Raw genomic sequence first — 26,581 nt, forward strand, 5'->3', positions numbered from 1 at the left:
TCCTCACAGGACCTTGGAGAGGAAGGCCCGGGTGCGCTCGTGCCGCGGGCGGTCCAGTACGTCGCCGGGCGGGCCCTGTTCGACGATGCGTCCGTCGTCCATGAAGACCACCGTGTCGGCGACCTCGCGGGCGAAGCCGATCTCGTGCGTGACGACGATCATGGTGGTGCCCCGCCGGGCCAGGTCCTTGATGACGTCGAGCACCTCGCCGACCAGTTCGGGGTCGAGCGCGGACGTCGGCTCGTCGAACAGGAGCAGCCTCGGCTCCAGGGCGAGCGCCCGCGCGATGGCCACCCGCTGCTGCTGCCCGCCGGACAGGTGCCGGGGGTAGGCGCCCTCCTTGTCGGCGAGCCCGACCCGCTCCAGCAGCCGGCGTGCCGCCTGGACGGCCTCGCGGCGCGGTCGCCGCAGCGCGGAGACCGGGGCCTCGGTGATGTTCTCCAGCACGGTCAGGTGCGGGAAGAGGTGGAAGTCCTGGAAGACGAAGCCGATCCGCGTGCGCTGTCTCAGCACCTCGCGCTCGGACAGCTCGCGCAGCCGGTCGCCGCTGCGCCGGTAGCCGATGAGGGCGCCGTCCACGCTGATCAGGCCCCGGTCCACCTTCTCCAGGTGGTTGACGGTGCGCAGCAGCGTCGACTTGCCGGAGCCGGAGGGGCCGAGCACCACGTTCACCTCGCCGGTGCGCACGGTGAGGTCGATGCCCTTGAGCACCTCCAGCGGGCCGAAGCTCTTGTGCACGGACCTGATGTCGACCATGACGTCCGTGTCGTCGGTGACGCTCATCGCGCGGACTCCTCCAGCAGGGGGTGGTGCGGTGACGCGAGTGCCTCGGGCGCCCGCAGGAAGGTCAGTACGGCCCGTGCGGTGGCGTCGTTCTGCCGGAAGGCCACGCCGCCGGTGCCGGGCCGGGTGAACGCGCCCGAGCCGCGCGCGTCGGTGTGCGGGCCGAGCGCGAACCGCCTCGGGTGGGGCCGCCCGGCCCGGTCCAGTACGCGTCCGTCGGCGCGGTCCACGGCCAGCAGCCCGTCCGGGGTCGCGGCGGCCCCGTCGGCGTGCAGCGCGCGCAGCAGTGGATCGCGGGCGCGTTCGACGGTGGGGTGCGGCAGCCGCGCCTCGACCAGCGCCCGGGCCTCGACGACGGCACCCGGCACGGTGGCGCTGGTCGCCCGGAACACCCCGTTCTCGGCGGTGACGGCCGTGTCGGCGCCCAGGAAGCGCACCACACCGGCCCGGGACAGGGCGAGCAGTTGCCGCAGCCGCGGGCCGGGCGGTCCCGAGGCGAGGAGGCTGAAGAAGCCGTGCCACCAGCCGCCGACGTCGCCGAGCCGGACGAGCTGTCCGTAGACGGAGAGCAGCGCGAGGAAGACCGCGAGGTCCGGACTGCGGGCCGGGTCGTGCCGGCGCCGCAGGTCGGCCTCGACGTGGCGGCGCACCCCTTCCTGGAGCTCCGCGTGCGAGCCGTACCGCACGGCGTCGAGGGGACGGTCGAGGGCGGCGAGGTCGAGCCGGTCGGCGGGGTCGGGCACCGCGGCGGCGACGAGGGCGGCCCGCTCGTCCGGACCGGCGGTGGCGTACCGCGCCTCGAAGCCGGCCCGGTCGGCGCGCACCCGTTCCGGATGGGCCGTGAACAGGCGGTGGTAGTGGGCGAAGCCCAGTTCCTTCTCGACCAGCGGCCAGACGTCGCGCCGGAAGTCGAAGCCGTCCGGCCGGGCGAGCAGCGCCTCGGTCTCGGCGGGGCCGAAGAACCGCGGCAGCGGCGGCCGCTCCCCGGTCCAGTCGTAGCCGATCTTCGAGTGGTACGGCACGCCGCGCCGCGAGCCGGCGTACAGCACCGGCTCCCGTCCGGACGGGACGTAGGTGTCCCCGTCGTACCGTCCTCCCCTGCCCTCGGTGAGCAGCACCATCAGGTCGACGAAGGCCAGCCCGAGACCGCGTACGAGGACCGGCTCCCCGGGGCGCAGCGCGGACAGGTCGCTGTCGGCGGTGAAGTCCGGCGGGAGGTGGACCAGGCCGTGCGCACGGGCGTAGTCCGACAACTCCCGCTGTTCGGCGTCGGGTTCGGCGTCGAGGTGGCCGAGGGTGAGGACGACCAGGTCGGCGGGGAGTGGAGTGTCGCGGCCGTCGAGCCACACCCGTTGGCGTTCCTCCCGCGTGCCCTCCACCCGCAGCGCACGGCGCGCGTGGTGGTGGACGACGACGTTGGCGGGCAGCCCCGCCACGGCGCGCTGGTACGCCCAGCGCAGGTACGCGCCCTGGGTCCGCCGGTCGGCGAAGGTGCGCCCGTCCACGGCCGCCCACTCGTGCAGGGTGGGTCCGGGCCGTACGGGACCGGCCATCTCGACGGTGTCGTCGGTGAACACGGTGACGTCCTCGGCGTGCGAGTTCATCCACAGCAGCGGCGACTGCCGGGCGCGCCAGACGCGTCCGGCGCCCGGTGGATGCGGGTCCACGAGGTGGATGTCGAGGCCGCGGCCGTCGTACAGCTCGGGCGCGTTGGCGGCGACGCGCTCCAGCAGTCCGGTGCCGCGGGGTCCTGCGCCGACGATCACCAGGGAGGCCCTGGTGCCCGGCGCGGGGCGGCTCATCGGGTGCGCTCCGTGCCGCGGGCGTAGTGCTTCTCGACGTAGTACTGGCCGATGCCGAGCAGGGAGGTGACGACGGTGTACCAGACGGTGGCCACCATCAGCATCGGGATGACCTGGTAGGTGCGGTGGTAGACGAGCTGCACCGAGTAGAGCAGGTCCTGTACGGCGATGACGCTGACGATGGAGGTGCCCTTGAGGGTGCCGATCAGCATGTTCCCGGCGGGCGGCACGATGGCGCGCATGGCCTGCGGGAGGACGATCCGCCGCCACCGGCGCCACCGGCTCAGTCCGAGCGCCTGCGCGGCCTCGACCTGGCCGCGGTCCACGGACAGGATGCCGCCGCGCACCACCTCGGCGGCGTACGCGGCCTCGTGCAGCGTCAGGCCGATGACCGCCACGGTGACCGGACCGAGCAGATCGACCGTCTTCACGCCGAGGACCCGCGGGTACAGGGCGCCGATGTTGAACCACAGCAGCAGCTGCACCAGGATCGGTATCGACCGGAACAGCCACACGTAGCCCCAGCTCACGGCGCGCAGCACGGGGTTGGCGGAGAGCCGGAACGCGGCGAGCAGGGTGCCCAGCGCGAAGCCGAGGACCATGACGACGGCGGTGAGCCAGAGGGTGAGCCACAGGCCGCGCAGGACGGTGTCGGAGGTGAACCAGTCGGCGACGACACCCCACTGGAACGCGTCGTTGCGCAGGACGGAGTTGGCGGCGAGAGCGAGCAGGACGAGGACGACGACGGCGGCCGTCCACTGGCCGGGGCGGCGTTGCGGGACGATCCGCGGGAGGTCCGCACGGCCCGGGGTGTCGGGTACGGCGGCGGACTTGGCGAGGGTGTCGGAGGACATGCGAAGGCTCCGTGACATCGAGTCAGTCGGACACGGTGGGTGGTGCCTTCACACGGCCGAGCCCCTCAGCATGGCCGTCCGCCGAGAGTACGGGGGTGTTTCCGCCCGCTGTCAAGGCTGTCCACACTGTGAGCCGCGCATCTCAAGTCGTTGACGCGGAACCGGATGCCTGTTCCACTTGGCCCATGCATCCACAGCAGTGGCTGGTCACGCGCTCCCACATCGACTTCGGTCGAGTGTGGTCCTGTTCCTGTTGAGCCGACCCCCCTGCCTGCCCCGATCGCGTGATCACGTGATCACTCGTACCGCCTGATCGTCTGATCCCGTCGGGGCCTTCTCGGGTTCGACCTGTCGTCGACCCGCCTTCACACGCGCACGCCCCCTCCCCTCGCGCCGCCCCATGCCTTTGCTCTCAGGAGACCAGTGACGATGCGTACGCCCACGCGTGCCCGAAAACGCCTCTTCCTCCCCTTCGCCCTCATCGCTTCGGCCGCCCTGCTGCTCACGGCGTGCGGCTCCGGTGATCCCGCCGGCGACGTCGCGGGCGCGGCGGCCGGCTCCGACGCGGTCCCCACCACGGACGTCGTCTCCGGTGTCCGGCGGAACGCGGACGCCGTGCGGCTGCTGCCGGCGGGCACCACCGAACTCACCCTCGCCGTCAGCGTCGGCGGCGCCCCGCCGGGCACCACCTACCTGTCCGACGGCAAGACGCTGACCGGCCAGGACGTCGACTTCGCGCACGCGGTCGCCAGGGCGCTCGACATCAGGCTCAAGACCGAGCAGGCCTCCTTCGAGGCGATCCTGCCGGCCCTGGACAGCGGCAAGTACGACGTCGGCGCCAGCAACTTCGGGGTGACCGACGAACGGCGCGGGACCATCGACTTCGTCACCTACATCAACGACGGCCAGGGCTTCGCCGCCCGCGAGGACAGCGAGTTGTCCGAGGTCACCGACCTGAAGCAGCTGTGCGGACGGAAGGTGGCGACCGGCGCCGGCACCACCTTCGAGGCGACGCTGGAGGAGAACCGGCACCGCTGCACGGACGCGGGCGGCGAGGCGTACACGGTGCAGACGTACAGCGAGCCCGGCGCGCTGTGGTCCTCGCTCCAGCAGGGGCGCAGCGACGTGGTGATGTCGACCATCAACGGCCTGCGCTACGCGGTCGCCCACCAGCAGGGCCTGAAGTTCCTGAACGAGTTCCACCGCCTGGACGTCGGCTTCGCCCTGAAGAAGGGCTCCGCGCTGGCGCCCGCCCTCCGGGCCGCGGTGAACGGGCTGATCGCCGACGGGACGTACGCCCGCATCCTGAAGAAGTGGGACACGACGGAGTCGGCGATAGCGAGGTCCGAGATCTCACCCCCGGAGCTGAAGGACTGACGGCCCGGAGAGGCCGGGCCGAGGCTGACGACGTCTCAGCAGCTGCACCCGCAGTCGCAGCCGTCACAGCCGCAGTCGCACCCGTCGCCGCAGCAGCTGCAGCAGTCACAACAGTCGCAGCAGTCGCCGCAGTCACAGTTGGAGCAGAGCCCTTCCCTGCGCTGCCTGCTCCAGGGGTCCTCGAACGTGCCGCAGCACATCTGGCACGTGCAGGCCAGCCCGAGCCACACGGCGCACCCCGCGAGCAGCCCGCGCCGGTCGCGGCGCGGCGGTTCCGGGGGCGTCGGCCCACCGGGGCCGCCGGGAGCACCCGGGGTACCGGGCGCGCCGGGAGGGGCGTACGGATGGCTGCCGTGGGCGCACGAGACGGTGCCGAACGCGCGGTCCACGGAATTGCCCAGCTCGTGCACGAGCAGCCGGTGCACCAGCCGCCCGTCGGTGAACTCGGTCTCCCGCAGGGCCAGCCGCACCCCGCGCACGGCGTCGTCCGCGAGCCGCCGCGCCTCGGTGAGCGGCGTCCCGGTGGCGGTGAGCGGATTCCAGGCGCCGGACGCGGCATCGGCCTCCCGGTCCTCCACAGCGTCCAGGAGATGGGCGAGCCGCCCGAAGAGCCGTCCGGCCTCGGCGAGCGGCGCGGCGTTGTGCGGCCGCCCGGCAAGGTGCGCGGTGTGCGCGAAGGCGGCGGCGGTCGCGGTCTCGGTCGGTTCGGTGACGGTCAGCAGGGGCGTGCCGGGCCCGGCGAGCGCCTCGATGCCGCCCTGCCGGTCCACGGCGTCGACCAGTACGGCGGTGTCGAAGCCGACGGCGCTGCCGCCGCGTGCCCCGGCCGCGTCCCAGCCGCCGGCGATCCGGCGGGCGGCGAGCGCCACCGGCCGGCGGGCCAGCAGGCCGTCCCCGTCGGCGACATGGTCGCGCACCTTGGCCGAGGCCAGCACCAGGGAGACGGCCGCCGCGAGCCGGGCTCCCTCGCCGTGCGCGACGGACGCGGTGCGCATCCCGCGCAGCGGACAGGGCCCGGCGGTGCGCCGCCCGGCGCCCGCACCGCCCCGCTCGGCCTGAGCCTCCGTCAAAACCGATATGAGCAGCCCGTCATAGTTCGTCACGATCCGTGCGAACTGTCCGTGGTCCTTGCGCAGTGCGAGGCACAACCCGCACAAATGAGCCATCCACTGGCTCGTGAGGCTCTCTCCGAGCCGGTGCCTGCACGGCCTGACGATTCCGAACACGACGCTCCCCCGTGGTTGGTACGACGCTGAGCTGCGGCATCGTACCGACCGCCGCCATCACCCGTACGCACCCTCTCTCACCCGTGTGCCGTGAAGAATCATATTTCACTCACAGTCAGCAGCCGTTTGGGAAACGGCCCTTGGGACACAAGGACTCTCGACGGATCCGCTGTGCACCAGTACCGTCACAAACCCCCCGCGCGGCGTCTATCCACTTGGCGCGACGTCCGCATCATGGATGACCATAGGGATGCGGAAGCACGAAAGCCCGCTGTGAGAGGAGGCGTCCATGGGATCGGTACGCAAGGCGAGTGCGTGGCTCGGCCTCGTCGACGACAACGATGACGAGCGTTACTACGACGACGACTACTCCGAGGGCACCGAGCAGCCCGGGGACGCCTGGGTCACGGACCCGCGGGTCAAGGTGGCCTCGGACGTGGCCGAGGAGAAGGGCCGCCGCATCGCGACGGTCACCCCGGACAGCTTCCGGGACGCACGGGCCATCGGTGAGCTGTTCCGGGACGGAGTCCCGGTCATCGTGAACCTGACGGCCATGGAGGGGACCGACGCCAAGCGCGTGGTCGACTTCGCGGCCGGGCTCATCTTCGGCCTGCGCGGCTCGATCGAGCGGGTGTCCACCCGGGTGTTCCTGCTGAGCCCGGCCGACACCCAGGTCATCAGCGGCGAGCCCGCCGCACACCGTTCCGACGGTTTCTTCAACCAGAGCTGAGGCGGGGCCGCACACCACGGCCCCGCTCCCCCGCTCGCCGGGCGCCTCCTACCGGAAGGCGTCGAGCCCGGTGAGCGCCTTGCCGAGCACCAGCTGGTGCATCTCGACGGTGCCCTCATAGGTGAGCACCGATTCCAGGTTCGTCGCGTGCCGCATCACGGGGTATTCGAGGGAGATCCCGTTGGCGCCGAGGATCGTACGGGCCGTGCGGCAGATGTCGATGGCCTCGCGCACGTTGTTGAGCTTGCCGAAGCTGACCTGCTCGGGACGCAGGCGGCCGGCGTCCATGCGGCGCCCCAGGTGATGGGCGAGCAGGATCCCCTTGTGCAGTTCGACCGCCATGTCGGCGAGCTTGGCCTGGGTCAGCTGGAAGCCTCCGATGGCCCGCCCGAACTGCTCCCGCGACTTCGCGTACTCCAGGGCCGCCTCGAAGGAGCTGCGCGCCGCGCCCATCGAGCCCCAGACGATCCCGTAACGGGCGTGCGACAGACAGCTGAGCGGTCCGCGCAGCCCGGTCACCTCCGGCAGTACGGCGTCGGCGGGCAGCCGTACGTCGTCGAGGACCAGCTCGCTGGTGACGCTGGCCCGCAGGGACCACTTGTGCTTGATCTCGGGGGCGGAGAACCCGGCGCTGTCGGTCGGCACGACGAAGCCGCGGATCCCCTCCTCGGTCCGCGCCCAGACGACGGCGACCCCGGCCACCGAGCCGTTGGTGATCCACATCTTGCGCCCGTTGAGCACCCAGTCCCCGCCGGCGTCGCGCTTGGCATGGGTGCGCATGGCGGCCGGGTCGGACCCGTGGTCGGGCTCGGTGAGCCCGAAGCACCCGATGACCTCACCGGCGGCCATGCGGGGCAGCCACGTCTGCTTCTGCTCCTCGCTCCCGAAGCGGTGGATGGCGTACATGGCGAGGGAGCCCTGCACGGAGACCAGGGAGCGGATGCCGGAGTCGGCCGCCTCCAGCTCCAGACAGGCCAGCCCGTACTGGACGGCGCTCGCCCCGGCGCAGCCGTACCCCTCCAGGGACATGCCGAGCGCGCCGAGGGAACCGAGCTCGCGCGCCAGCTCCCTGATCCCGGGCAGCTCGCCCTTCTCGTACCAGTCGGCGACGTACGGCAGCACACGGTCGGCGGCCCAGTTCCGCACGGTGTCCCGGACCGCGAGATCCTCCGGCTCGAGGAGGTCGTCGATGCCGAGGGGGTCGGTGGGATCGAACGCGGGCGGCTTGGGGGACGCGGCCATGGGGACACCCTCCGGGACTCTAAAACTAGCGCCGCTAGTCACGGCTGTCGTTGCCGACGTTACGATGCGGCGCTCCGCACGTCCACCATGCCCGTCTCCAGGACGTCGCCCGTGGGGGTGATCCGCCGTCGGCGGCTTGCGGTGGTCGGTGTGCCGAGCCTGTGCCCACAGCGACATGACCCGCAGCCGCCAACGCTCCTCGACCAGCCACGGGCGACGTCCACCCCTCGGCCGACGGCGAACGGGTGGGCGTGGGTGGGAGACGACGGGGTCACACCGAGACACGGGACTGGGACTTCACCGCATCCCGCTGCGCCGGCACGGAAACCTCCTCGCACTGCATCACCCGCGGCAACCGCAACGCCATCACCGCCCCCAGCACCAACAACCCCGCGCTCACCAGCAACGTCACATGCAGCCCGTGCACGAACGCGTCCCCCGCGGCCCGCCGCAACGCCACCCCGGCGGGCCCCCCGAGCTGCGCGGCGACCTCGTACGCCTCCCCCAGCGAATGCCCCGCCGCCACCGACGCCGACCCCGGCACCCCGGGCACGCCCCCCGCCAGCCCGGGCGTGTACGCCGCGTTCATCACGCTGCCCAGCAGGGCTATACCGATCCCGGCACCCAGCTGGTACGAGGTCTCGCCGATCGCCGCCGCCCCGCCCGACTGCTCCTGCGGCGCCTCGCTCAGCATCGACTCGTACGCCCCGAACAGCGTCGTCTCCAGACCGAAGCCGAGCAGCACGAACCCGGTCAGCAGCAGCGCCCAGTTGTCGGCCCGGCCCATCGCCGTCAGCAGCAGCACCGCGAAGGCGGTCAGGCAGAATCCCGCGCACACCGTCCGCCGCGGCCCGAAGCGCCGCAGCAGCCGCGCTCCCGCGAGTCCCGCCGCCATCGCCGCGAAGGTCAGCGGCAGCAGCCTCAGCCCGGTCTCCAGCGGGGACAGCCCGAGCACCAGCTGCAGGTACTGCGCCGCGATCAGCTCGAGTCCCACCAGCGCCAGCATGGCCAGCACGATGCACCCCACCGACGTACTGAACGCCGGCCGCCGGAACATCGCGAGGTCCACCAGCGGATACGTACGCCTCCGCTGCCGCCGCACGAAGCCCGCCAGCAGCAGCGCGCCCAGCACCAGCGGCAGCACGGTGAGCACGCTCACCACCGGCTCCCCGCCGCCCAGCCGCTTCACTCCCAGGACGACCCCGAACAGTCCGCCCGCCGCCATCAGCGCGCCGGCCACGTCCCAGGGCCCGCGGCCGTCGCCCTTCGACTCGGGCAGCAGCAGCCGCCCTACCGGCAGGCTGACCAGCATCAGCGGGATGTTGACCAGGAAGACCGAGCCCCACCAGAAGTGCTCCAGCAGGAAGCCGCCGAGCAGCGGACCGACCGCCGCGCCGACCGCGGCCACGGCGCTCCAGATGCCGATGGCCAGCGCCCGCTCCCGCCGGTCGGGGAAGACCTGCCGCAGGATCGACAGGGTCGCCGGCATGATCATGGCGCCGCCGACGCCGAGCAGCGCACGGGCCGCGATCAGCACCTGGGCGGTCTCGGCGAGCGCCGCGAGCGCGGAGGCGACGCCGAAGAGGGCGTAGCCGAGCAGCAGGACCCGTCTGCGGCCCACCCGGTCGCCCAGCGTGCCGAAGAGGATCAGCAGCGAGGCGCAGACGAGCGGATAGACGTCGACGATCCAGAGCAGGTCGATGGCGCCGGGCCTGAGGTCCTCGGTGACGGCGGGGACCGCCACGTGCAGCACGGTCGCGTCGACGGCGACGAGGAGCAGGCTGACACAGAGGACGACCAGGACCACCCAGCGGTTGGCACCGGCCCCGGCCGCCCGACGGCGCGGCGCGGCAGCCGTGGTCGTCCCGGACATGTACGTACCTCCAAGATGTTCCCTCGCGTCCGGCGGGCCGTGGGGTGGGGACTCCCCTGCGGCTCGGCCGGAGAGGAGCGGGGGGCTCCGGGCCGTGCAACGGAACGCGAGTGACTGGCCAGAGTACGCGAGACCGGGCACGGCACATGTGGCGGGCCTCACACATCCCGCGTCACCCGTGTGGCGTGCGCCACTGCGGCCGCCGTCCCGTCCGCCCCGCCGGGACGGCCGGCCCGGCGCACGGCAGATAATCGAGCCCGTGACCGATCTTGAAACGCGCACCGCGGGCCGCCCCGGCGCCCCGGGTCCGTCCGGTGCCCTGCGCCGGGCCGCCCCGGCGCTCCTCGGCTACGCGGCCGTGCGCGCCCTGGGCCTGCTCGCCCTGGCCCTGTGGAGCGCGGCGCGCGACAAGAGCGCGTACTCGCTGCTGACGGCCCGCTGGGACTCCCTCTGGTACACCAGGGTCGCCGAGCTGGGATACGGCTACGAGGTGCGGCTGCCAGGCGGTGACGTGCACTCCAATCTGGCCTTCTTCCCGCTGCTGCCCTGGCTGGAGCGGCTCGGCGCGGCGATGACGCCCCTGTCGTACGCCGACGCCGGGTTCGTCGTCTCCCTGCTCGCCTCGCTCGCCGCGGCCTGGGGGATCTTCGCGGTGGCGGACCACGAGTACGGCCCCCGCGCGGGCGTGTGCGCGGCGTTGCTGTGGGCCGTGCTGCCGGTCGGGATCGTGCAGTCGATGGCGTACAGCGAGTCCCTGTTCACGGCGCTGGCCGCCTGGTCGCTGTACGCGGTGCTGACCGGGCGCTGGGTGACGGCCGGGGCACTGGCCGCGCTGGCCGGGCTGACCCGCCCGGTCGGGCTCGCGGTGACGGCGGCGGTGTGGGCGGCCGTGATCACGGCGTTCGTGCGGAGCCGGGGCGAGAGCGGTACCGGCGGCGCCCCGGGTGCTCGGCACGTGCTCGGCATGCTGCTCGCGCCCCTGGGCGCCGCCGGTTACGTCCTGTGGGTCGGCCACCGCACCGGCAAGGGCCCGCTCGGCTATCTCGACGTGCAGGCCGGCTGGCGCAACGGCTTCGACGGGGGCGTGGCCTTCGCCCGCTTCGTCGCGGCGAGGTTCACGTCGTTCCCGGCGGCGCTGGCGGGCGTCGGGCTGATCGTCGGGGTCGCGCTGCTGGCCTGGCTGTACGTGGTGTGCGTGCGGCAGCGCCAGCCGCTGCCGCTCCTGGTGTACACGGGGATCGTCACCGTGCTCGCCCTGTGTGCGTCGAGCTACTTCGGCTCCAAGCCCCGGCTGCTGCTGCCCGCGTTCCCGCTGCTGTTCCCCCTGGCCCTGGGCCTGGCCCGGCTGCGCACCGCCGGGGCGGCGGCGGTCGTGTGCGCCGTCGCGGCGGCGTCGGCGGTCTACGGGGCCTTCTGGCTGAACGGCTCCGGGCCGCCCTGACCGTCGGGGGCCGTCCGATGACTGCCGGGACAATTCCGTACCAGCATTCGGTGAACGAATTCATAAGCACGATAAAACCGCCGGCCGGACAGATCAAAGGAATTGAAGTCCGCGGCCGGACGGGATTACGGATTACCCGGAAATAAGGCGCCGGCTGAGAGGAATCCCACATCACATCGTCATCACAAAGCCGTTGATTCGGCCGGGATCACTCCTCACTCGCTGTAACGTCGATTGGGTGCGTACCGAACGGAAGCCCACCCGTCTGGACCGGGTGTTCGCGAGACTGGACCGGGAGCCGGAACGACCGGAGCTCCTGGACGTGCCGGAGATGTCCCGGCACAGGTTCGCGCTGTTCGCCGGGACCCTCGCGTTCTACCTCGCGATCGTGTGGGCCGTAGTGATCAGCTCGTGGCTGGTCCGGCTCGACTGGCAGGTCATGTTCTTCAGGCCCTACCAGCAGTGGCCGGAGATCCACGCGTTCGTCGACTACTACGTGGTGCTCGGCCAGCGCGGCCCCACCGCCGTGATGGTCGCGGCCTGGCTCGGCTGGCGCTCCTGGCGGCAGCACACCCTGCGTCCGCTGCTGGCGCTCGGCGTCTCACTGCTCCTGCTGAACATCACGGTCGGCGCCGCCAAGTACGGCATGGGCCGGCTGGGGCCGCACTACGCGACCACGATCGGCGCCAACGAGATGTGGCTCGGCGGCGATATATTTCCGAGCGGTCACACCGCGAACGCCGTCGTGACCTGGGGCATCCTCGCCTACCTGGCCTCGACGCACCGCGCCCGGCGCTGGCTGTCCGCGCTGTCCGCGGTCACCTCGCTCGGGGTGGGCATGTCCACCGTCTACCTCGGTACGCACTGGCTCAGCGACGTGCTCCTCGGCTGGGCGGCGGGGCTGCTGATCCTGCTGGCGCTCCCCTGGGTCGAACCGCTGATCACCCGGGCGGAGGCCTGGATCCTCGGCCTGCGCGACCGCTGGTACGCCCGCCTGGGCCGCGAGCGGGCGACGAAGCGGCCGGTCGGCCGGCCCGTGCCCGTCGCCCCGGCAGGCTCCGGGCGGCCGGAGACACCCGCCCGCGAGCCGGTCGCCGCGCCGCACACCACCCGGGCCCCGGTGTACCTGGCCCCGGGCCCGCACACGGCCCGCTCGGACCGTACGCCCGTGACCCCGGCCGGCAGCCGCCGGCCGCCGCACGCCGACCGCCACCCGCGCAACACGGCCCCGGCCGCGCGCCCCCTGTCGGGCGGCTGACCGGACTCGGGACCCGTCCTAGCCCTTCCAGGCCCGGGACACGCGGCCGTCCTTCACCTCGAAGTTGAGGCGGCCCACGCGGTACTCCATGGTGATGACCGTGCCGGGCGCCAGGGACCGCACCGTCGACCAGCCGCGCTCGCGCGCCTGCCGCTCGGCCGCGTCGGAATCGAGGCCGACGTAGGTGTCCGGACTGTCCTGGGGCTCGGCCGGGGGTGTCGGAATCGGTGCCATGCCGCCACGCTATGCCCTGCTCAGGGGGCAGGGAAGCCCGAGCCGGTAACCCGGGCCACAGATGCACCTACGGTCACATTTCTGTCACAGGATCACGCTGCGCGTTTTGCCGGAACCCGTTCACACGGACGGACGGTTTTGCGCGGCTTCCGCGGGCGGCCGAGGTGAATTCCCGCGTGTCGCGCTACTCCGTCGAATAAGTGGACGGAAAAGGCGCTCGGGGTGTCCCGGTGAGGCCCCGCATTCCGCGTCCGAAGACTCCCGAACTGACGTGCGCGCGCCCGCGCGGAAGAGCCCCGGATCACTTACACGAATCGAACATCGGACACGCGGTCAGACTTCCAGCGGAGTGACGGCGAGCGACAGGTCGTTGTCCCGGGTGTAGTACGGGCCGGCCTCCACGGGGCCGTGCGGCGTCCGCACCCGCGCGCGGGGAAACGTGAACACCGGGTGCTTGTCGGCGACGTCGTCCAGCAGCCGGGCGAGCCGCACCACCGGCCCGGACTCACCGGCGGGCCGCAGCCACAGGTCCCACAGGCCCGGTGCCAGGCCGTCGTAGGGCACGGTGAAGGCGAACTCCGTCCGCTCGGCGGCGAGGTCCACCCGGCGCACGCCGGAGCCGTCCGCGCCACCTGCTCCGTCGCCGGGCCGGGCCCGCAGCTCGGCGTCCGCCCCGGGCACGAGCTGGGTGCCGTACACGCGCCCGCGTACGGTCAGACCGCCGCTCGCGGGGCGCAGGTCCACCGCCTCCGCGTGCGGGGCGCGCAGCCAGCTGCGGACCGTGAGGTTGCCCTGCCGGGTGGCGTACGGGATGCGGACGGCGACGTGGCCGAGCAGTGCGCTGGGCGTGCGCCCGGCCAGGGAGCGCAGATCGGTGACGCCGGGCACCAGGCGCCGCGGCCGGCCGTCGGACAGACGGGCGTAGGCGTCCCAGCGGCCCTCGGGCAGGGAGACGCTGCTGGGCAGCGCGGCGCGCAGCCGGCCCTCCGCCGCCGGGGCCAGCGGGAGGCTGACCGTGTCCGCGGCGTCGGCGTCGGCGGCCTCGGGGACGCGGCGGCGCAGGACGAGCAGGGCCGCCCCGGTCTTTCCGCGCGCGGCGACGTCGAAGGTCAGACCGCCCGCGGAGTCGCCGATGCAGTCGGCGCGCAGCGGGGCGGCCGGTGCGGCCGGCGGCGTCATGCGGTGCGGTTCCTCCCCTGGGCTTCTCGTCGTCCGGTTAGACCCGGAACCCTGCCTTCTGGTTGTCCGTGTCCGATTGCGATGTGGTCACGACGGGGACGGGCGCCCGACGACGGCTCTTTCCAGTCACCCAGTTCATTCACTGATTTCATGATTTGTCGACTCGCAGGTCGAGCGGATGCCCCTCCTCCAGCGACCCAACCCCGTTGCGCGACACCCCACTTGGGCCTATGACGACGATCCCCGCCCTCGGGCGGTCGCATGCGTCGCATGGTTCGATTCCGTCGGCCGTGGGGCGTGACTCCCGCCACCGGTCCCCCGTTGTCCTTGCATGAGCCGGGGACCCGCCCGGACCACGGCCCGGGAGCCACCCGGTCCGGCCACGCACCGCATCCCGAGGGAGCCACCCGTGCCGCGCATGCTCGACGTCAGCGACGACGTACGCGCCGAGATCGGCGACGAAGAAGCCGACCGCCTGCTGGCCGGGGAGTCCGCCCCGGGCAGCTACGACTGCACGTCCTGCCGCACCCCGGGCGACTGCGAGCAGGAGCGCACCAGCACCGTCCTGTTCATCGGGGACGAGACCGCCGTGCTCGCCTTCGCCCACGCGGGCTGCCTGCCCTCGCAGGTGGTCAAGGTCACCGAGGAGCAGCTCCAGGGCGCGGTGCGGTCGATCAGCGCCGACCAGGCCCGCTCCGAGCCCGCTCCCGCCGCCCCGGAGAAGGCCGCACCCGAGCAGGCCGTGCTCGGTGTCACCAGCGGGCTGATCCTGATCGCCGGGGAGCTGCACCCGGCCCTCGTGGTGGAGCCGACCGCCCCCATCGCACGGCCCGGCACGGCCGGCGCCGGCGACGACTTCCTGCCGCTGCTGATCGAGCAGGGTTTCATGCCGGTCACCGAGCTGGCGTCCGCGCCGGCCGTGCTGCACGGCTGGTCGGTCCTGCTCGCGATGGGCCAGCTGCACGCGGTGCTGCAGCCCGGGACGAACGGCGGCCGGCCGGTGGCCTGGTGGCAGGCGCACCAGCCGCTCCAGGTCACCGAGGGGTGGCGCACGGCGGCCAACAAGCACCAGCAGGTGCTGATGTTCGCGGCGCCCGTCGGGTCGATCGGCCGGCAGCCGCGCGAGGACCTGCTGCGCGACGCGCTGGACAAGGCGGCGGCGAACGGGCAGCTGGTCGCGGCGGCGCTGCCGCTGGCGGGGACCTGAGCCCGTTCACGCGGCTGCCGGACGGCCGTCACCTGGGCCGCATCCCTTCCACCGCGGGGTCGTTTGGACATACGTGTACGCATACGACGCCTTCCACCGCCACGGCGGCCCCTCGACCACGCCGATCTACGACGCGCTCTACGCCGAGTACGTCAGGTCCTTCCGATCGCTGCCGGGGGATCGCAGCGGTGAGGAGGAGTTCGGATTCACGGCCTTCAGGAGCATCCCGCGCGGCAGAGGCGGCTACAGCGCCTACAGCGCGGGGGCCCAGAGCGCCCGCGTCGGCCAGCACTCGGTGTGGCAGCGTGTCGGCGGCACGCATCACGTCCCGGCGGCGCTGCCACCGGCCCCGCGGTCCGGCACCTGACCGCCGTACGACCGACGCGTGAGGGGCGCCCCCGGCCGGGGCGCCCCTCACGCGTCACTGGGTGTTCCCAGGGCGGTCCTACTTCTTCTTCGCGCCGCGCTTCTCGCGCACCCGCACCGAGATGTGGATCGGCGTCCCCTCGAAGCCGAACTCCTCGCGCAGCCGGCGCTCGATGAAGCGCCGGTAGCCCGCCTCGATGAAGCCGGAGGCGAAGAGCACGAACCGCGGGGGCTTGGTGCCCGCCTGAGTGCCGAAGAGGATGCGCGGCTGCTTGCCGCCCCGCACGGGGTGCGGGTGGGCGGCGACCAGCTCGCCGAGGAAGGCGTTCAGCCGGCCCGTCGGGACCCGGGCCTCCCAGCCCGCGAGGGCGGTCTCGATCGCCGGGACGAGCTTTTCCATGTGCCGCCCGGTCTGCGCCGAGACGTTGACCCGCGGCGCCCAGGCCACCTGGCCCAGCTCCGTCTCGATTTCCCGCTCCAGGTAGTAGCGGCGCTCCTCGTCGAGGGTGTCCCACTTGTTGTAGGCGACGACGATGGCGCGGCCCGCCTCGACGGCCATGGTGACGATCCGCTGGTCCTGGACCGAGATCGACTCGGAGGCGTCGATGAGGATGACGGCGACCTCCGCCTTCTCGACGGCGGCGGCGGTGCGCAGCGAGGCGTAGTAGTCGGCGCCCTGCTGGAGGTGGACGCGCTTGCGGATGCCCGCCGTGTCGACGAACTTCCAGGTGACGCCGCCCAGCTCGATCAGCTCGTCGACCGGGTCGCGGGTGGTGCCGGCCAGTTCGTTGACGACGACGCGCTCCTCGCCCGCGACCTTGTTCAGCAGCGAGGACTTGCCGACGTTGGGGCGGCCGATCAGGGCGATGCGGCGCGGGCCGCCGACGGCGGTGCCGAAGGTCTGGGCCGGGGCCTCGGGCAGCGCCTCCAGGACCCGGTCCAGCATGTCGCCGGTGCCGCGGCCGTGCAGCGCGGAGACCGGGTGCGGCTCGCCCAGGCCCAGCGACCACAGGTAGGAGGCGTCGGCCTCGCCGCTCGGGCCGTCGACCTTGTTGGCGCACAGCACGACGGGCTTGCCTGCCTTGCGCAGCAGCCGGACGACCGCCTCGTCGGTGTCGGTGGCGCCGACCTTGGCGTCCACGACGAAGACGACCGCGTCGGCGGCCTCGATGGCGTACTCGGCCTGGGCGGCCACGGAGGCGTCGATGCCGAGGACGTCCTGCTCCCAGCCGCCGGTGTCGACGACCTTGAAGCGGCGCCCGGCCCACTCGGCCTCGTAGGTGACGCGGTCGCGGGTGACGCCGGGCTTGTCCTCGACGACGGCCTCGCGGCGGCCGATGATGCGGTTCACGAGGGTCGACTTGCCGACATTGGGGCGGCCGACGACGGCGAGGACGGGCAGCGGACCGTGCCCGGCCTCCTCGATCGCGCCCTCGACCTCCTCGACGTCGAAGCCCTCTTCGGCGGCCAGCTCCATGAACTGCGCGTACTCGGCGTCGCCGAGCGCCCCGTGGTCGTGCTCCTCGCCCGAGCCCTCGGGGTGGATGTGGTCGTTCATGAAGTCCGTACCTCGTTCATCGTGGTGATCGGTGGAACACCCCTGTACCGGGTGATCCACTACTCAAGTGTCACTCAGCGCCCGGTGAGGCGCCTGGCGTTTTCCAGGTGCGCGGTGAGCTGCTTCTGGATGCGTTCGGTGGCCTCGTCCAGGGCCTTGCGGGTGCGCCGCCCGCTGCCGTCGCCCGCGTCGAAGGGGTCGCCGAAGACGACGTCCACGCGGGAGCGCAGCGGGGGCAGCGCCTTTATCAACCGTCCGGGTCGGTCCGTGCTTCCCAGTACCGCGACCGGGACGATCGGGGCGCCGCTGCGCACCGCGAAGTAGGCGAGCCCGGCGCGCAGCGAGGCGAAGTCGCCCTCGCCCCGGGTGCCCTCCGGGAAGATGCCCAGGACGCCGCCGTCGGCCAGCACGCCGAGCGCCTGCCCTATGGCGGCGCGGTCGGTGGAGTGGCGGTCCACCTTCAGCTGGCCGATGCCGGTCAGGAACCGTCCGAGCGGGCCGACGAACGCCTCCTTCTTGATCAGGAAGTGCGTCGGCCGGGGCGCCACGCCCATGACCATCGGGCCGTCGATGTTGTGCGCGTGGTTGACGGCGTAGATCACCGGACCGGTCGCGGGCACCCGCCAGGCGCCGAGCACGCGCGGCCTCCACAGGCCGTACATCAGGCCGACGCCGATGCGCCGGCCGACCTCTGCGCCCTTCTCGGAGGGGACGGGCGCCGCGGGGGATGCGGTCACTTCCCCGCCCGCTTCTCCTCGACGAGGGTGACGACGCACTCGATGACCTGCGGCAGGGTGAGGGCGGTGGTGTCCACCTCGACCGCGTCGCCGGCCTTGGCCAGCGGGGAGGTCTTGCGGCTGGAGTCGGCCGCGTCCCGCTTGATCAGGGCCTCGCGGGTGGCGTTGACGTCGGCGCCCTTCAGCTCGCCGCTGCGGCGGGCGGCGCGGGCCTCCGCCGAGGCGGTCAGGAAGATCTTCAGGTCGGCGTCGGGCAGCACGGTGGTGCCGATGTCGCGGCCCTCGACGACGATGCCGAGCGGCGCCGCGGCGGCGATGGAGCGCTGCAGCTCGGTGATCCGGGCGCGGATCTCCGGTACGGCGCTGACCGCGCTGACCTTGGAGGTGACCTCCTGGGTGCGGATCGGGCCGGCCACGTCCACACCGTCGACCGTGATGGTCGGTCCGGCCGGATCGGTGCCGGAGACGATCTCGGGCTTGCCGGCCGCGGCGGCCACGGCGTGCGGGTCGTCGGTGTCGATGCCGTTGGTCACCATCCACCAGGTGATCGCCCGGTACTGGGCACCGGTGTCCAGGTAGCTCAGGCCGAGCTGTGCGGCCACGGCCTTCGACGTGCTCGACTTGCCCGTGCCGGAGGGGCCGTCGATGGCGACAATCACGGCCGGGACGGTCGGGGCGGCGCCGTTTTCCACGAGGGGACACCTTCCTGGTGCGGTGCGGTGGGTGGTGTGCGGGACGCGAGCGCGTCCCGCACAAGGTTACCGGGCCCAGGAGGGCCCTCCGACAGGCGTCCGGCGCCCCGCGCTCACTGGCGGATCGCCCAGCCCCGCTCCTTCAGGGCCGCGGTGAGGACGGCGGCGGCCTTCGGCTCCACCATGAGCTGCACCAGACCCGCCTGCTGCCCGGTCGCGTGCTCGATCCGTACGTCCTCGATGTTGACCCCGGCCCGTCCCGCGTCCGCGAAGATGCGGGCCAGCTGGCCGGGCTGGTCGTCGATGAGGACGGCCACCGTCTCGTAGGCCCGCGGGGCCGAGCCGTGCTTGCCGGGGACGCGGACCTGCCCGGCGTTGCCGCGCCGCAGCACCTCGGCGATGCCGGTGCCGCCCTCGCGGCGCTTGTCCTCGTCGGAGGACTGCAGGGCGCGCAGGGCCCGCACCGTCTCCTCCAGGTCGGCGGCGACGTCGGTGAGCAGGTCGGCGACCGGCCCCGGGTTGGCGGAGAGGATGTCGATCCACATCCGGGGGTCGGAGGCGGCGATCCGGGTCACGTCGCGGATGCCCTGCCCGCACAGCCGTACGGCGGCCTCCTCGGCGTGCTCCAGGCGCGCGGCGACCATGCTGGAGACCAGGTGGGGCATGTGCGAGACGAGGGCCACGGCGCGGTCGTGGGCGTCCGCCTCCATCACCACCGGCACCGCGCGGCAGTGCGAGACCAGCTCCAGGGCCAGGTTCAGCACCTCGGTGTCGGTGTCCCGGGTCGGGGTCAGCACCCAGGGGCGCCCCTCGAAGAGGTCGGCGGTGGCGGCCAGCGGACCGGACTTCTCCCGGCCGGACATGGGGTGGGTGCCGATGTACGCCGACAGGTCGAGGCCGCGCGCCTCCAGCTCGCGCCGGGGGCCGCCCTTGACGCTGGCCACGTCGATGTAGCCGCGGGCGGCGCCGCGGGCCATGGCGTCGGCGAGCACGTCGGCCACCAGGGCGGGCGGGGCGGCGACGATCGCGAGGTCGACCGGGCCGTCCGGGGCCTCGTCGGTGCCGGCGCCGAGCGCGGCGGCGGTGCGGGCCTGCTCGGGGTCGTGGTCGGCGAGGTGGACGGTGACGCCCCGGTCGGTGAGGGCGAGGGCGGCGGAGGTCCCGATGAGGCCGGTGCCGATGACGAGTGCGGTTCTCACTGGGCGATGTCCTTGCGCAGGGCCGCGGCGGCGCCGAGGTAGACGTGGGCGATCTCGGCGCGGGGCCGGTCCGACTCGATGTGGGCGAGGACACGCACGACGCGGGGCATGGCGCCCTCGATGTCCAGTTCCTGGGCGCAGATCAGCGGCACGTCGGTGATGCCGAGCCCGCGGGCCGCGGCGGCCGGGAAGTCGCTGTGCAGATCGGGGGTGGCGGTGAACCACAGGCTGATCAGGTCGTCGACCCTCAGGCCGTTGCGCTCCATCAGGGCGGTCAGCAGGGCCGCGACCTGCTCGTCCATGTGCCCCGCCTCGTCCCGCTCCAGTTGGACGGCGCCCCGGACCGCTCGTACCGCCACGGCGATGCTCCTTGCTCACAGTGCTGACGCATGTATCGGTTCTTGGTCCGTCCAGCCTAGTCAGCCCGCCGCGTACCGGCCCGCGGCGCCCGTCTCCTGAGACGCTGGCCCCGCCGCCTGGAACCCCCTCCCCCGGAGTTGCGACATGACCCAGATCCCGACCCGCCGCACGGTCCTCGGCTGCGCGGGCGCGGTGGCGCTCTGCGCGGGCTGCGGCGACGAGGGCGGTGACGGCGGCTCCTCGGCCGTCTCACCCGGGCGGGAGCTGACGGCCACGGGCGACGTCCCGATCGCCGGCGGCAAGATCCTCACCGAGGAGAAGATCGTGGTGACCCAGCCGGAGAAGGACGAGTTCAAGGCGTTCTCGGCGGTCTGCACCCACCAGGGCTGCATCGTGTCGGACGTGCGGGACGGCACCATCGACTGCGCCTGCCACGGCAGCAGGTTCTCCGCGGCCGACGGCTCGGTGGTGCGGGGTCCGGCCACGAAGCCGCTGCCCGGCAAGCGGATCACGGTGCGGGGAAATGCGGTCCGCCTGGCGTGAGCCGCCCGCGTACGCTCCCGCCATGCGCCCCCAGACCCCCGAGTCCCTGGTCCGCGACCACACGGTCTACTCCTGCGTCATGGGCTCGCGGGCCTTCGGTTTGGCGACGGAGGAGAGCGACACGGACCGCCGGGGCGTCTTCCTCGCGCCGACCGCGCTGTACTGGCGCTTCGAGAAGCCGCCGACGCACGTGGAGGGACCCGCGGAGGAGCAGTTCAGCTGGGAGCTGGAGCGCTTCTGCGAGCTGGCCCTGCGGGCGAACCCGAACATCCTGGAGTGCCTGCACTCACCGCTGGTGGAGTCCGTGGACGACACCGGCCGCGAACTCCTCTCCCTCCGCGAGGCCTTCCTCTCCCGCCGGACCCACGAGACGTTCACGTGTTACGCGCACGGCCAGCGCCACAAGCTCGACGCCGACGTGCGCACCCACGGCGCCCCGCGCTGGAAGCACGCGATGCACCTGCTGCGGCTCCTGACCAGCGCCCGCGACCTGCTGCGCACCGGCGTCCTGACGATCGACGTCGGCGACGAACGGGAGCCGCTGCTCGCCGTGAAGCGCGGCGAGGTGCCCTGGCCCGAGGTGGAGGCGCGGATGAACCGCCTGGCGCGGGAGGGCGAGGAGGCGGCCCGGCGCAGCCCGCTCCCCGACGAGCCGGACCGGCGCCGCGTCGAGGACTTCCTGGTCCGTACCCGCCGCGCCTCAGCGCTCCAGCCGGGTCCGTACGACGAAGTCGTGCAGGGCGTCGTACGCGGCCGGGGCGTCGGGGAGGACTGACGCGCCCTGCGCCTCGTCCAGCACGCCGTGCAGCCGCTCCACGTCGCCCCGCCCCCGCTCGTGGTCGACGCCCGCGTCCCCGTGCTCACGCTCGGCCGCGATCAGCTGTACAGCAGGGGCTTCAGCTGGCCGGTCTTCTCGAACAGTTGCCACTGGGTGCCCGCGAACCCCCGGTAGTGATGGGCGCCGGAGACGGTGGCGAACAGCACCGGGAAGGGCTGTTCGGCCACCACCGGTGCCAAGTCGATGTCCAGGGCGTCGAGCATGCGCTCAAGCGTCCCAGAGCGCTCCGAGGGCCAGCAGGTCGCCCCGGTACTCGATGCGGTCCGCCCAGTCGGTGGGCCAGGCGTCGGCCCCCAGGTGCGCGCCCGCGAAGGCGCCCGCGAGGCAGGCGATGGAGTCGGAGTCGCCGGAGGTGCAGGCGCCGCGGCGCAGGGCGGTGAGCGGCTCGTCGACGAAGAGCAGGAAGCAGAGCAGCCCGGCCGCCATGGCCTCCTCGGCGATCCAGCCCTCACCGACGGCCAGGCAGGGGTCGGTCTCGGGCGAGACGGCGCGCACCGCCTCTTGGAGCCGGTCGAGTGTCGCCAGGCACTCGTCCCAGCCGCGCGCGATGAAGTGCTCGGGCGTCGGGTCCTGGGAGCGGGTCCACAGGTCGCCGAGCCAGCGCTCGTGGTAGCGGGTGCGGTTGTCGTAGGCGTACGACCGCAGCCGCCCGACCAGCCCGGTCGGCTCGGCTCCCTCGGCGAGCAGCCGTACGGCGTGCGCGGTGAGGTCGGAGGCGGCGAGCGCGGTGGGGTGCCCGTGGGTGAGCGCGGACTGCAACTGGGCGGCACCCGCGCGCTGTTCGTCGCTCAGGCCGGGGACGAGCCCGACCGGCGCGACGCGCATGTTGGCGCCGCAGCCCTTGGAGTGGATCTGGCTGGCGTCCTGCCAGGGGCGGTCTTCCCGCTCGAGGAGGTCGCAGGCCCTGAGGCAGGTGTTGCCCGGGGCCCGGTTGTTGTCCGGTGAACGGTTCCAGGCGATGAACTCCTGCCGTACCGGCTCGGCCATGCCCTCCGGAGCCAGCACTCCCCGGTCCATGGCGGTTCGCAGCCCCTTGCCCAGCGCCAGGGTCATCTGGGTGTCGTCGGTGACGATCGCGGGCCGGGGCAGCGCCATCTCGCGCCAGGGGCCGCACTTGGCGAGGATCGACGGCACGTCGTTGAACTCGGTGGGGAAGCCCAGCGCGTCGCCGAGGGCGAGGCCGGTGAGCGCTCCGGTGGCGGCGCGCTTGGTGCCGGTGGTCGTGGTCATGCGGGGCGTCCTTCCCGAGGGGTGCGGAGCAGGGGCGGGTGCAGGGTGGTGGCCGGGCCGGCCCGGTACACGGCGGCGGGCTTGCCGCGGCCTCCGGTCAGGCGGGCGGCGCCCGGGACGGACTCGACGAAACCGGGGGTGGCGAGGACCTTGCGGCGGAAGTTGGGCCGGTCCAGGGCCGTGCCCCACACCGTCTCGTAGACCTGCTGCAGCTCGCCCAGGGTGAACTCGGCCGGGCAGAAGGCGGTGGCCAGGCAGGTGTACTCCAGCTTGGCGCCGACCCGGTCCCGGGCGTCGGCCAGGATCCGGTCGTGGTCGAAGGCGAGACCCCGGGCCTCGTCGTACGGCACCCAGCGGGCCTCGGCCGCGTCACCGCCGCCGCGCGGCTCGGGAGGGTCCGGCAGCAGCGCGGCGAAGGCCACGGAGACGACCCGCATCCGGGGGTCGCGGCCGGGTTCGCTGTAGGTCCGCAGCTGCTCCAGGTGCAGCCCGGTCACGTCCGCGAGGCCGGTCTCCTCGGCCAGCTCGCGCCGGGCCGCCGTCTCCGCCGACTCCTCGGGCATCAGGAAGCCGCCGGGCAGTGCCCAGCGGCCCGCGTACGGCTCCTGGCCCCGCTCGACGAGCAGCGCGTGCAGGACGCCCGCGCGGAGCGTGAGAACGGCGAGGTCGACGGTGACGGCGAAGGGTTCGAAAGCGTGCTTGTCGTAGCCGTGCACGAACGCCCACCCCCTTAATAGTCACTACGACTATAAAGATGGCGGGCGCTCGGAACAACCCTCGGAGACCTACAGCTCGACCTCCTGCATCAGCATCCCGACCTCCGTGTTGGACAGGCGGCGCAGCCAGCCCGACTTCTGGTCGCCCAGCGTGATCGGGCCGAAGGCGGTGCGCACCAGCTTGTCGACGGGGTAGCCCGCCTCCGCCAGCATCCGGCGGACGATGTGCTTGCGGCCCTCGTGCAGGGTGACCTCGACCAGGTAGTTCTTGCCGGTCTGCTCGACGACCCGGAAGTGGTCCGCGCGCGCGTACCCGTCCTCCAGCTGGATGCCGTCCTTGAGCTGCTTGCCGAGGTCGCGCGGGATCGGGCCCACGATGTGCGCGAGGTAGGTCTTCTTCACGCCGTACCGGGGGTGGGTCAGGCGGTGGGCCAGCTCGCCGTGGTTGGTGAGCAGGATGACGCCCTCGGTCTCGGTGTCGAGCCGGCCGACGTGGAAGAGGCGGGTCTCACGGTTGGTGACGTAGTCACCGAGGCACTGGCGGCCCTCCGGGTCCTCCATGGTGGAGACGACACCGGCGGGCTTGTTGAGCGAGAAGAACTGGTACGACTGCGTGGCGACGGTCAGGCCGTCGACCTTGACCTCGTCCTTCTCCGGGTCGACGCGGCGGCCCTGCTCCAGCACGATCTCGCCGTTGATCTCGACCCTGGCCTGCTCGATCAGCTCCTCGCAGGCGCGCCGGGAGCCGTAGCCCGCGCGCGCGAGGACCTTCTGCAGCCGCTCGCCCTCCTGCTCGGCGCCCGGGAAGGTCTTGGGCAGCTTGACGTCCTTCTTCCCCGCGTACCGTTCGCGGTTGCGCTCCTCGGCCCGCGTCTCGTACTCGCGGGACGTGGCCGGGGCGCTGCGGCCGCGCTGCTGGGGCCGCTTGGGGCCGCCCTTGGCGCCGCCCCGGGCCGAGGGTCCGCGGCCCGACTTCGGGCCGTCCTTGGTGGCGCCGGGGCCCACGTCGTAGCGCCGCTCCTCCGGGCGCGGCTTCTTGGGTCGGCCGCCCTGCTTGTCGTCGCGGTCGTTGCCGGCGCCGCGGTGGTTGCCGCGGCCACCGCCACTCCCGCCGCGGCCGCCGCTGTTGCCACCACGGCTCCCGCCGTTGTTTCCGCTGCTGTTCCTGCCGCTGCTGCTTCGCATCAGAATTCCGTCTTGTCGTGTGCGCCCTCGGAATCCGGGGCGTCCGGATCGAACGACGGGACCGCTTCCAGCGTCTCGGCCTCGATCGCCTCCGCCTCCGGGAGGAAGGGCGCGAGCTCCGGGAGCTCGTCCAGGCCGCGCAGGCCCATCCGCTCCAGGAAGTAGTTCGTCGTCACGTACAGGATCGCACCTGTTTCGGGTTCCGTGCCCGCCTCCTCGACCAGGCCCCGCTGCAGGAGGGTGCGCATCACGCCGTCGCAGTTCACGCCGCGTACCGCGGAGACGCGGCTGCGGCTGACCGGCTGGCGGTAGGCGACCACGGCGAGGGTCTCCAGGGCGGCCTGGGTGAGGCGGGCGTGCTGGCCGTCCAGGACGAAGCCCTCGACGGCCGCGGCGTACTCGGGCCGGCTGTAGAAGCGCCAGCCGCCCGCGACCAGGCGCAGCTCGAAGCCCCGGCCCTGGACGGCGTACTCGTCGGCCAGCTCGCGCAGGGCGTCCGCGATCCGCCGCCGGGGCCGCTGCAGTATCTTCGCCAGCTGCTCCTCGGTCGCGGGCTCGTCGACGACCATGAGGACGGCTTCGAGGGCGGGCTTCAGGTCGAGTCCGGCGACGCCCTCCGGCCCGTCCGGAGCCCCGGTTGCCGCTTCGGCCCCGGTGGTCTGTTCTCTCACGCCTTCTGCTCCTCCTTCGGGACCTCGGGCGGCCGGTCGAACTCGTCGGTCACCACCGGCTGCGTCTCCCCGTCCCCGCCGGTCCAGCGCACCAGCAGGTCGCCGAGGGCGGTCTCCTGGTCCAGTTCGACGGCCTTCTCCCGGTACAGCTCCAGCAGGGCCAGGAAGCGGGCGACGACGGTCAGGGTGTCCTCGGTGTCCTGGACCAGCACGCGGAAGCTGGCCTCGCCCAGTTCCCTCAGGCGGGCGACCACGATCCCGGCCTGCTCCTGCACGCTGACCAGGGGCGCGTGGATGTGTTCGACGTACACCTGCGGCTTGGGCTTCGGCTGCATCGCCTTCACGGCGAGCTTGGCGAAGCCCTCGGGACCGATGCTGATGACGACCTCGGGCAGCAGCTCGGCGTGGTGCGGCTCCAGGCCCACGGTACGGGGGTAGCGGCGGGCCTCGGCCTCCAGCCGCTCGTTGAAGATCTCCGCGATCTGCTTGTACGCGCGGTACTGGAGCAGGCGGGCGAAGAGCAGGTCGCGGGCCTCCAGGAGCGCCAGGTCGGCCTCGTCCTCGACCTCGGCGGCGGGCAGCAGCCGGGCCGCCTTCAGGTCCAGCAGCGTGGCCGCGACCACCAGGAACTCGGTGGTCTGGTCGAGGTCCCAGTCCGGTCCCATCGCCCGGATGTGCGCCATGAACTCGTCGGTCACCTTCGACAGCGCGACCTCGGTGACGTCCATCTTGTGCTTGGAGATCAGCTGGAGCAGCAGGTCGAACGGCCCCTCGAAGTTGGCGAGCCGCACCGTGAAGACACCGTCGCCCCCGTCGTCGGGGACGTCCTCCGAGGGTTCCTGACGCGGTGGCCCCCCTGGTACCCCGGCACCTTCGCGGTCCGCGTCCCCAGAAGCCTGTGCGGGCACGGGGGGCGGCTCCACGGAATCCACGGGACCCGGGCCCGTCGCGGGCGTCCTGGTGTCCGAAGGGCCGGGGTGGTCCCGTCCGTCCGCGCCCGGTTCCGTCGTCTCCCGGACCCGCGCCGGGTCTCCGGGTCCCGCGTCCGGCGCCCCGGCCGGGGCTGCGGGGGCTGCGGGGGCTGCGGGGGCGGACTCGCCCCGGGCAGGCCGCTCGTCGTCCTCCGGAGCGGCGGCCGGGGAGAGGCCGGTGGCGGGGAGCCCCTCCTCGGGGAGCGGCGCGGCCGTCGGCGCCTCCGGGCCCCGGCCCAGCGCACGCCGGCGGGCGGCGCGCGGGCCGCGGCCGGGGTGGGGGGCGTCGTTCGAGGTCATGGCCCCCGC

The 26,581-nt window shown here is 73.0% G+C and carries 26 protein-coding genes and 1 pseudogene; 8 read left to right on the top strand and 19 right to left on the bottom strand.

Annotation, left to right across the window (positions count from 1 at the left end):
• Window positions 1-3 precede the first annotated feature (3 nt).
• The 3 genes from ACZ56V_RS27940 to ACZ56V_RS27950 are packed head-to-tail and all read right to left on the bottom strand — an operon-like array spanning window position 4 to window position 3,439.
• Complete coding sequence (locus ACZ56V_RS27940) at window positions 4-783, bottom strand: amino acid ABC transporter ATP-binding protein (protein ID WP_468946017.1); 780 nt, start codon at window positions 781-783, stop codon at window positions 4-6.
• Window positions 780-2,585, bottom strand: a complete 1,806-nt coding sequence (locus ACZ56V_RS27945) for an FAD/NAD(P)-binding protein (protein WP_467384263.1) — start codon at window positions 2,583-2,585, stop codon at window positions 780-782. Before ACZ56V_RS27945 ends, ACZ56V_RS27940 begins: the two co-directional genes overlap by 4 nt.
• A complete protein-coding gene (locus ACZ56V_RS27950) occupies window positions 2,582-3,439 on the bottom strand; it encodes an amino acid ABC transporter permease (RefSeq protein WP_398916574.1) in 858 nt (285 codons plus the stop codon). Before ACZ56V_RS27950 ends, ACZ56V_RS27945 begins: the two co-directional genes overlap by 4 nt.
• A 429-nt stretch (window positions 3,440-3,868) precedes the next feature.
• Between ACZ56V_RS27950 and ACZ56V_RS27955 the strand changes: the two genes are divergently transcribed.
• Window positions 3,869-4,816: an ABC transporter substrate-binding protein gene (locus ACZ56V_RS27955; RefSeq protein WP_398916572.1), complete on the top strand. Its 948-nt coding sequence runs from the start codon at window positions 3,869-3,871 to the stop codon at window positions 4,814-4,816.
• 35 nt (window positions 4,817-4,851) lie between these two features.
• Here the strand turns inward: ACZ56V_RS27955 and ACZ56V_RS27960 are convergent, their stop codons facing one another.
• A complete protein-coding gene (locus ACZ56V_RS27960) occupies window positions 4,852-6,042 on the bottom strand; it encodes a DUF5685 family protein (RefSeq protein ID WP_398916570.1) in 1,191 nt (396 codons plus the stop codon).
• A 289-nt stretch (window positions 6,043-6,331) separates the two neighbouring features.
• Between ACZ56V_RS27960 and ACZ56V_RS27965 the strand changes: the two genes are divergently transcribed.
• On the top strand, window positions 6,332-6,772 hold the full coding sequence (locus tag ACZ56V_RS27965) for a cell division protein SepF (RefSeq protein WP_007447969.1): 441 nt from the start codon (window positions 6,332-6,334) through the stop codon (window positions 6,770-6,772).
• Window positions 6,773-6,820: 48 nt separating this feature from the next.
• Here ACZ56V_RS27965 and ACZ56V_RS27970 read toward each other — a convergent pair whose 3' ends face one another.
• Together ACZ56V_RS27970 and ACZ56V_RS27975 are read right to left on the bottom strand one after the other, a co-directional pair.
• The gene (locus ACZ56V_RS27970) at window positions 6,821-8,014 is read right to left on the bottom strand and encodes an acyl-CoA dehydrogenase family protein (protein WP_468946022.1); all 1,194 of its coding nucleotides are present in this window, start codon (window positions 8,012-8,014) and stop codon (window positions 6,821-6,823) included.
• Window positions 8,015-8,285: 271 nt separating this feature from the next.
• Window positions 8,286-9,887: an MFS transporter gene (locus tag ACZ56V_RS27975; RefSeq protein WP_468946025.1), complete on the bottom strand. Its 1,602-nt coding sequence runs from the start codon at window positions 9,885-9,887 to the stop codon at window positions 8,286-8,288.
• A gap of 259 nt (window positions 9,888-10,146) precedes the next feature.
• Here ACZ56V_RS27975 and ACZ56V_RS27980 point away from each other — a divergent pair, with 259 nt between their 5' ends.
• Complete coding sequence (locus tag ACZ56V_RS27980) at window positions 10,147-11,328, top strand: mannosyltransferase family protein (RefSeq protein WP_468946027.1); 1,182 nt, start codon at window positions 10,147-10,149, stop codon at window positions 11,326-11,328.
• A 238-nt stretch (window positions 11,329-11,566) separates the two neighbouring features.
• Window positions 11,567-12,586, top strand: a complete 1,020-nt coding sequence (locus tag ACZ56V_RS27985; protein ID WP_356365459.1) for a phosphatase PAP2 family protein — start codon at window positions 11,567-11,569, stop codon at window positions 12,584-12,586.
• 18 nt (window positions 12,587-12,604) lie between these two features.
• Here ACZ56V_RS27985 and ACZ56V_RS27990 read toward each other — a convergent pair whose 3' ends face one another.
• Both ACZ56V_RS27990 and ACZ56V_RS27995 read right to left on the bottom strand, forming a co-directional pair.
• On the bottom strand, window positions 12,605-12,820 hold the full coding sequence (locus tag ACZ56V_RS27990; RefSeq protein ID WP_059299754.1) for an I78 family peptidase inhibitor: 216 nt from the start codon (window positions 12,818-12,820) through the stop codon (window positions 12,605-12,607).
• Between the two features lie 333 nt (window positions 12,821-13,153).
• The gene (locus ACZ56V_RS27995) at window positions 13,154-13,999 is read right to left on the bottom strand and encodes a hypothetical protein (protein WP_467384269.1); all 846 of its coding nucleotides are present in this window, start codon (window positions 13,997-13,999) and stop codon (window positions 13,154-13,156) included.
• A gap of 409 nt (window positions 14,000-14,408) precedes the next feature.
• On the opposite strand from ACZ56V_RS27995, the gene ACZ56V_RS28000 reads away from it, so the two are divergent.
• Window positions 14,409-15,206, top strand: a complete 798-nt coding sequence (locus ACZ56V_RS28000; RefSeq protein WP_356365455.1) for a hypothetical protein — start codon at window positions 14,409-14,411, stop codon at window positions 15,204-15,206.
• A 73-nt stretch (window positions 15,207-15,279) separates the two neighbouring features.
• The gene (locus tag ACZ56V_RS28005) at window positions 15,280-15,573 is read left to right on the top strand and encodes a hypothetical protein (protein ID WP_356365453.1); all 294 of its coding nucleotides are present in this window, start codon (window positions 15,280-15,282) and stop codon (window positions 15,571-15,573) included.
• 78 nt (window positions 15,574-15,651) lie between these two features.
• Here the strand turns inward: ACZ56V_RS28005 and der are convergent, their stop codons facing one another.
• From der to aroH, 5 genes are all read right to left on the bottom strand, one after another.
• A complete protein-coding gene (gene der / locus ACZ56V_RS28010) occupies window positions 15,652-17,130 on the bottom strand; it encodes a ribosome biogenesis GTPase Der (protein ID WP_398916560.1) in 1,479 nt (492 codons plus the stop codon).
• Between the two features lie 74 nt (window positions 17,131-17,204).
• A complete protein-coding gene (locus tag ACZ56V_RS28015; protein WP_446750281.1) occupies window positions 17,205-17,906 on the bottom strand; it encodes a lysophospholipid acyltransferase family protein in 702 nt (233 codons plus the stop codon).
• Window positions 17,864-18,559: a (d)CMP kinase gene (cmk, locus tag ACZ56V_RS28020; protein ID WP_104635612.1), complete on the bottom strand. Its 696-nt coding sequence runs from the start codon at window positions 18,557-18,559 to the stop codon at window positions 17,864-17,866. The genes ACZ56V_RS28015 and cmk overlap by 43 nt, the downstream gene beginning before the upstream one ends.
• Before the next feature lie 113 nt (window positions 18,560-18,672).
• Window positions 18,673-19,758 carry a prephenate dehydrogenase gene (locus ACZ56V_RS28025; protein ID WP_468946033.1) on the bottom strand — a complete coding sequence of 362 codons (1,086 nt, stop codon included), beginning with the start codon at window positions 19,756-19,758 and terminating at the stop codon, window positions 18,673-18,675.
• The gene (gene aroH / locus ACZ56V_RS28030; RefSeq protein ID WP_104635614.1) at window positions 19,755-20,117 is read right to left on the bottom strand and encodes a chorismate mutase; all 363 of its coding nucleotides are present in this window, start codon (window positions 20,115-20,117) and stop codon (window positions 19,755-19,757) included. Before aroH ends, ACZ56V_RS28025 begins: the two co-directional genes overlap by 4 nt.
• Before the next feature lie 145 nt (window positions 20,118-20,262).
• Between aroH and ACZ56V_RS28035 the strand changes: the two genes are divergently transcribed.
• Together ACZ56V_RS28035 and ACZ56V_RS28040 are read left to right on the top strand one after the other, a co-directional pair.
• Complete coding sequence (locus ACZ56V_RS28035; RefSeq protein WP_468946036.1) at window positions 20,263-20,661, top strand: Rieske (2Fe-2S) protein; 399 nt, start codon at window positions 20,263-20,265, stop codon at window positions 20,659-20,661.
• Window positions 20,662-20,683: 22 nt separating this feature from the next.
• On the top strand, window positions 20,684-21,436 hold the full coding sequence (locus tag ACZ56V_RS28040; protein WP_468946039.1) for a nucleotidyltransferase domain-containing protein: 753 nt from the start codon (window positions 20,684-20,686) through the stop codon (window positions 21,434-21,436).
• On the opposite strand, the pseudogene ACZ56V_RS28045 reads toward ACZ56V_RS28040, so the two are convergent.
• The 6 genes and pseudogenes from ACZ56V_RS28045 to ACZ56V_RS28070 all read right to left on the bottom strand — a co-directional run.
• Window positions 21,362-21,621: pseudogene (locus tag ACZ56V_RS28045) on the bottom strand (nucleotidyltransferase domain-containing protein); the annotation flags it as partial. The gene ACZ56V_RS28040 and the pseudogene ACZ56V_RS28045 overlap by 75 nt on opposite strands.
• An 85-nt stretch (window positions 21,622-21,706) precedes the next feature.
• Window positions 21,707-22,729 (bottom strand): ADP-ribosylglycohydrolase family protein, encoded by a 1,023-nt coding sequence (locus ACZ56V_RS28050; RefSeq protein ID WP_467384276.1) that lies wholly within the window; start codon window positions 22,727-22,729, stop codon window positions 21,707-21,709.
• Entirely contained in the window at window positions 22,726-23,445 is a 720-nt protein-coding gene (locus ACZ56V_RS28055; RefSeq protein WP_398916547.1) for an NUDIX hydrolase, read from the bottom strand. The genes ACZ56V_RS28050 and ACZ56V_RS28055 overlap by 4 nt, the downstream gene beginning before the upstream one ends.
• A 69-nt stretch (window positions 23,446-23,514) precedes the next feature.
• Window positions 23,515-24,630, bottom strand: coding sequence for a pseudouridine synthase (locus ACZ56V_RS28060; protein ID WP_104635620.1), 1,116 nt, complete (start codon window positions 24,628-24,630; stop codon window positions 23,515-23,517).
• Entirely contained in the window at window positions 24,630-25,199 is a 570-nt protein-coding gene (scpB, locus tag ACZ56V_RS28065; protein ID WP_238696843.1) for an SMC-Scp complex subunit ScpB, read from the bottom strand. Before scpB ends, ACZ56V_RS28060 begins: the two co-directional genes overlap by 1 nt.
• A gap of 98 nt (window positions 25,200-25,297) precedes the next feature.
• Window positions 25,298-26,572 carry a segregation and condensation protein A gene (locus tag ACZ56V_RS28070; RefSeq protein ID WP_468946043.1) on the bottom strand — a complete coding sequence of 425 codons (1,275 nt, stop codon included), beginning with the start codon at window positions 26,570-26,572 and terminating at the stop codon, window positions 25,298-25,300.
• Window positions 26,573-26,581: the final 9 nt, after the last annotated feature.

It is taken from the genome of Streptomyces sp. NPDC034099, from assembly GCF_055575415.1.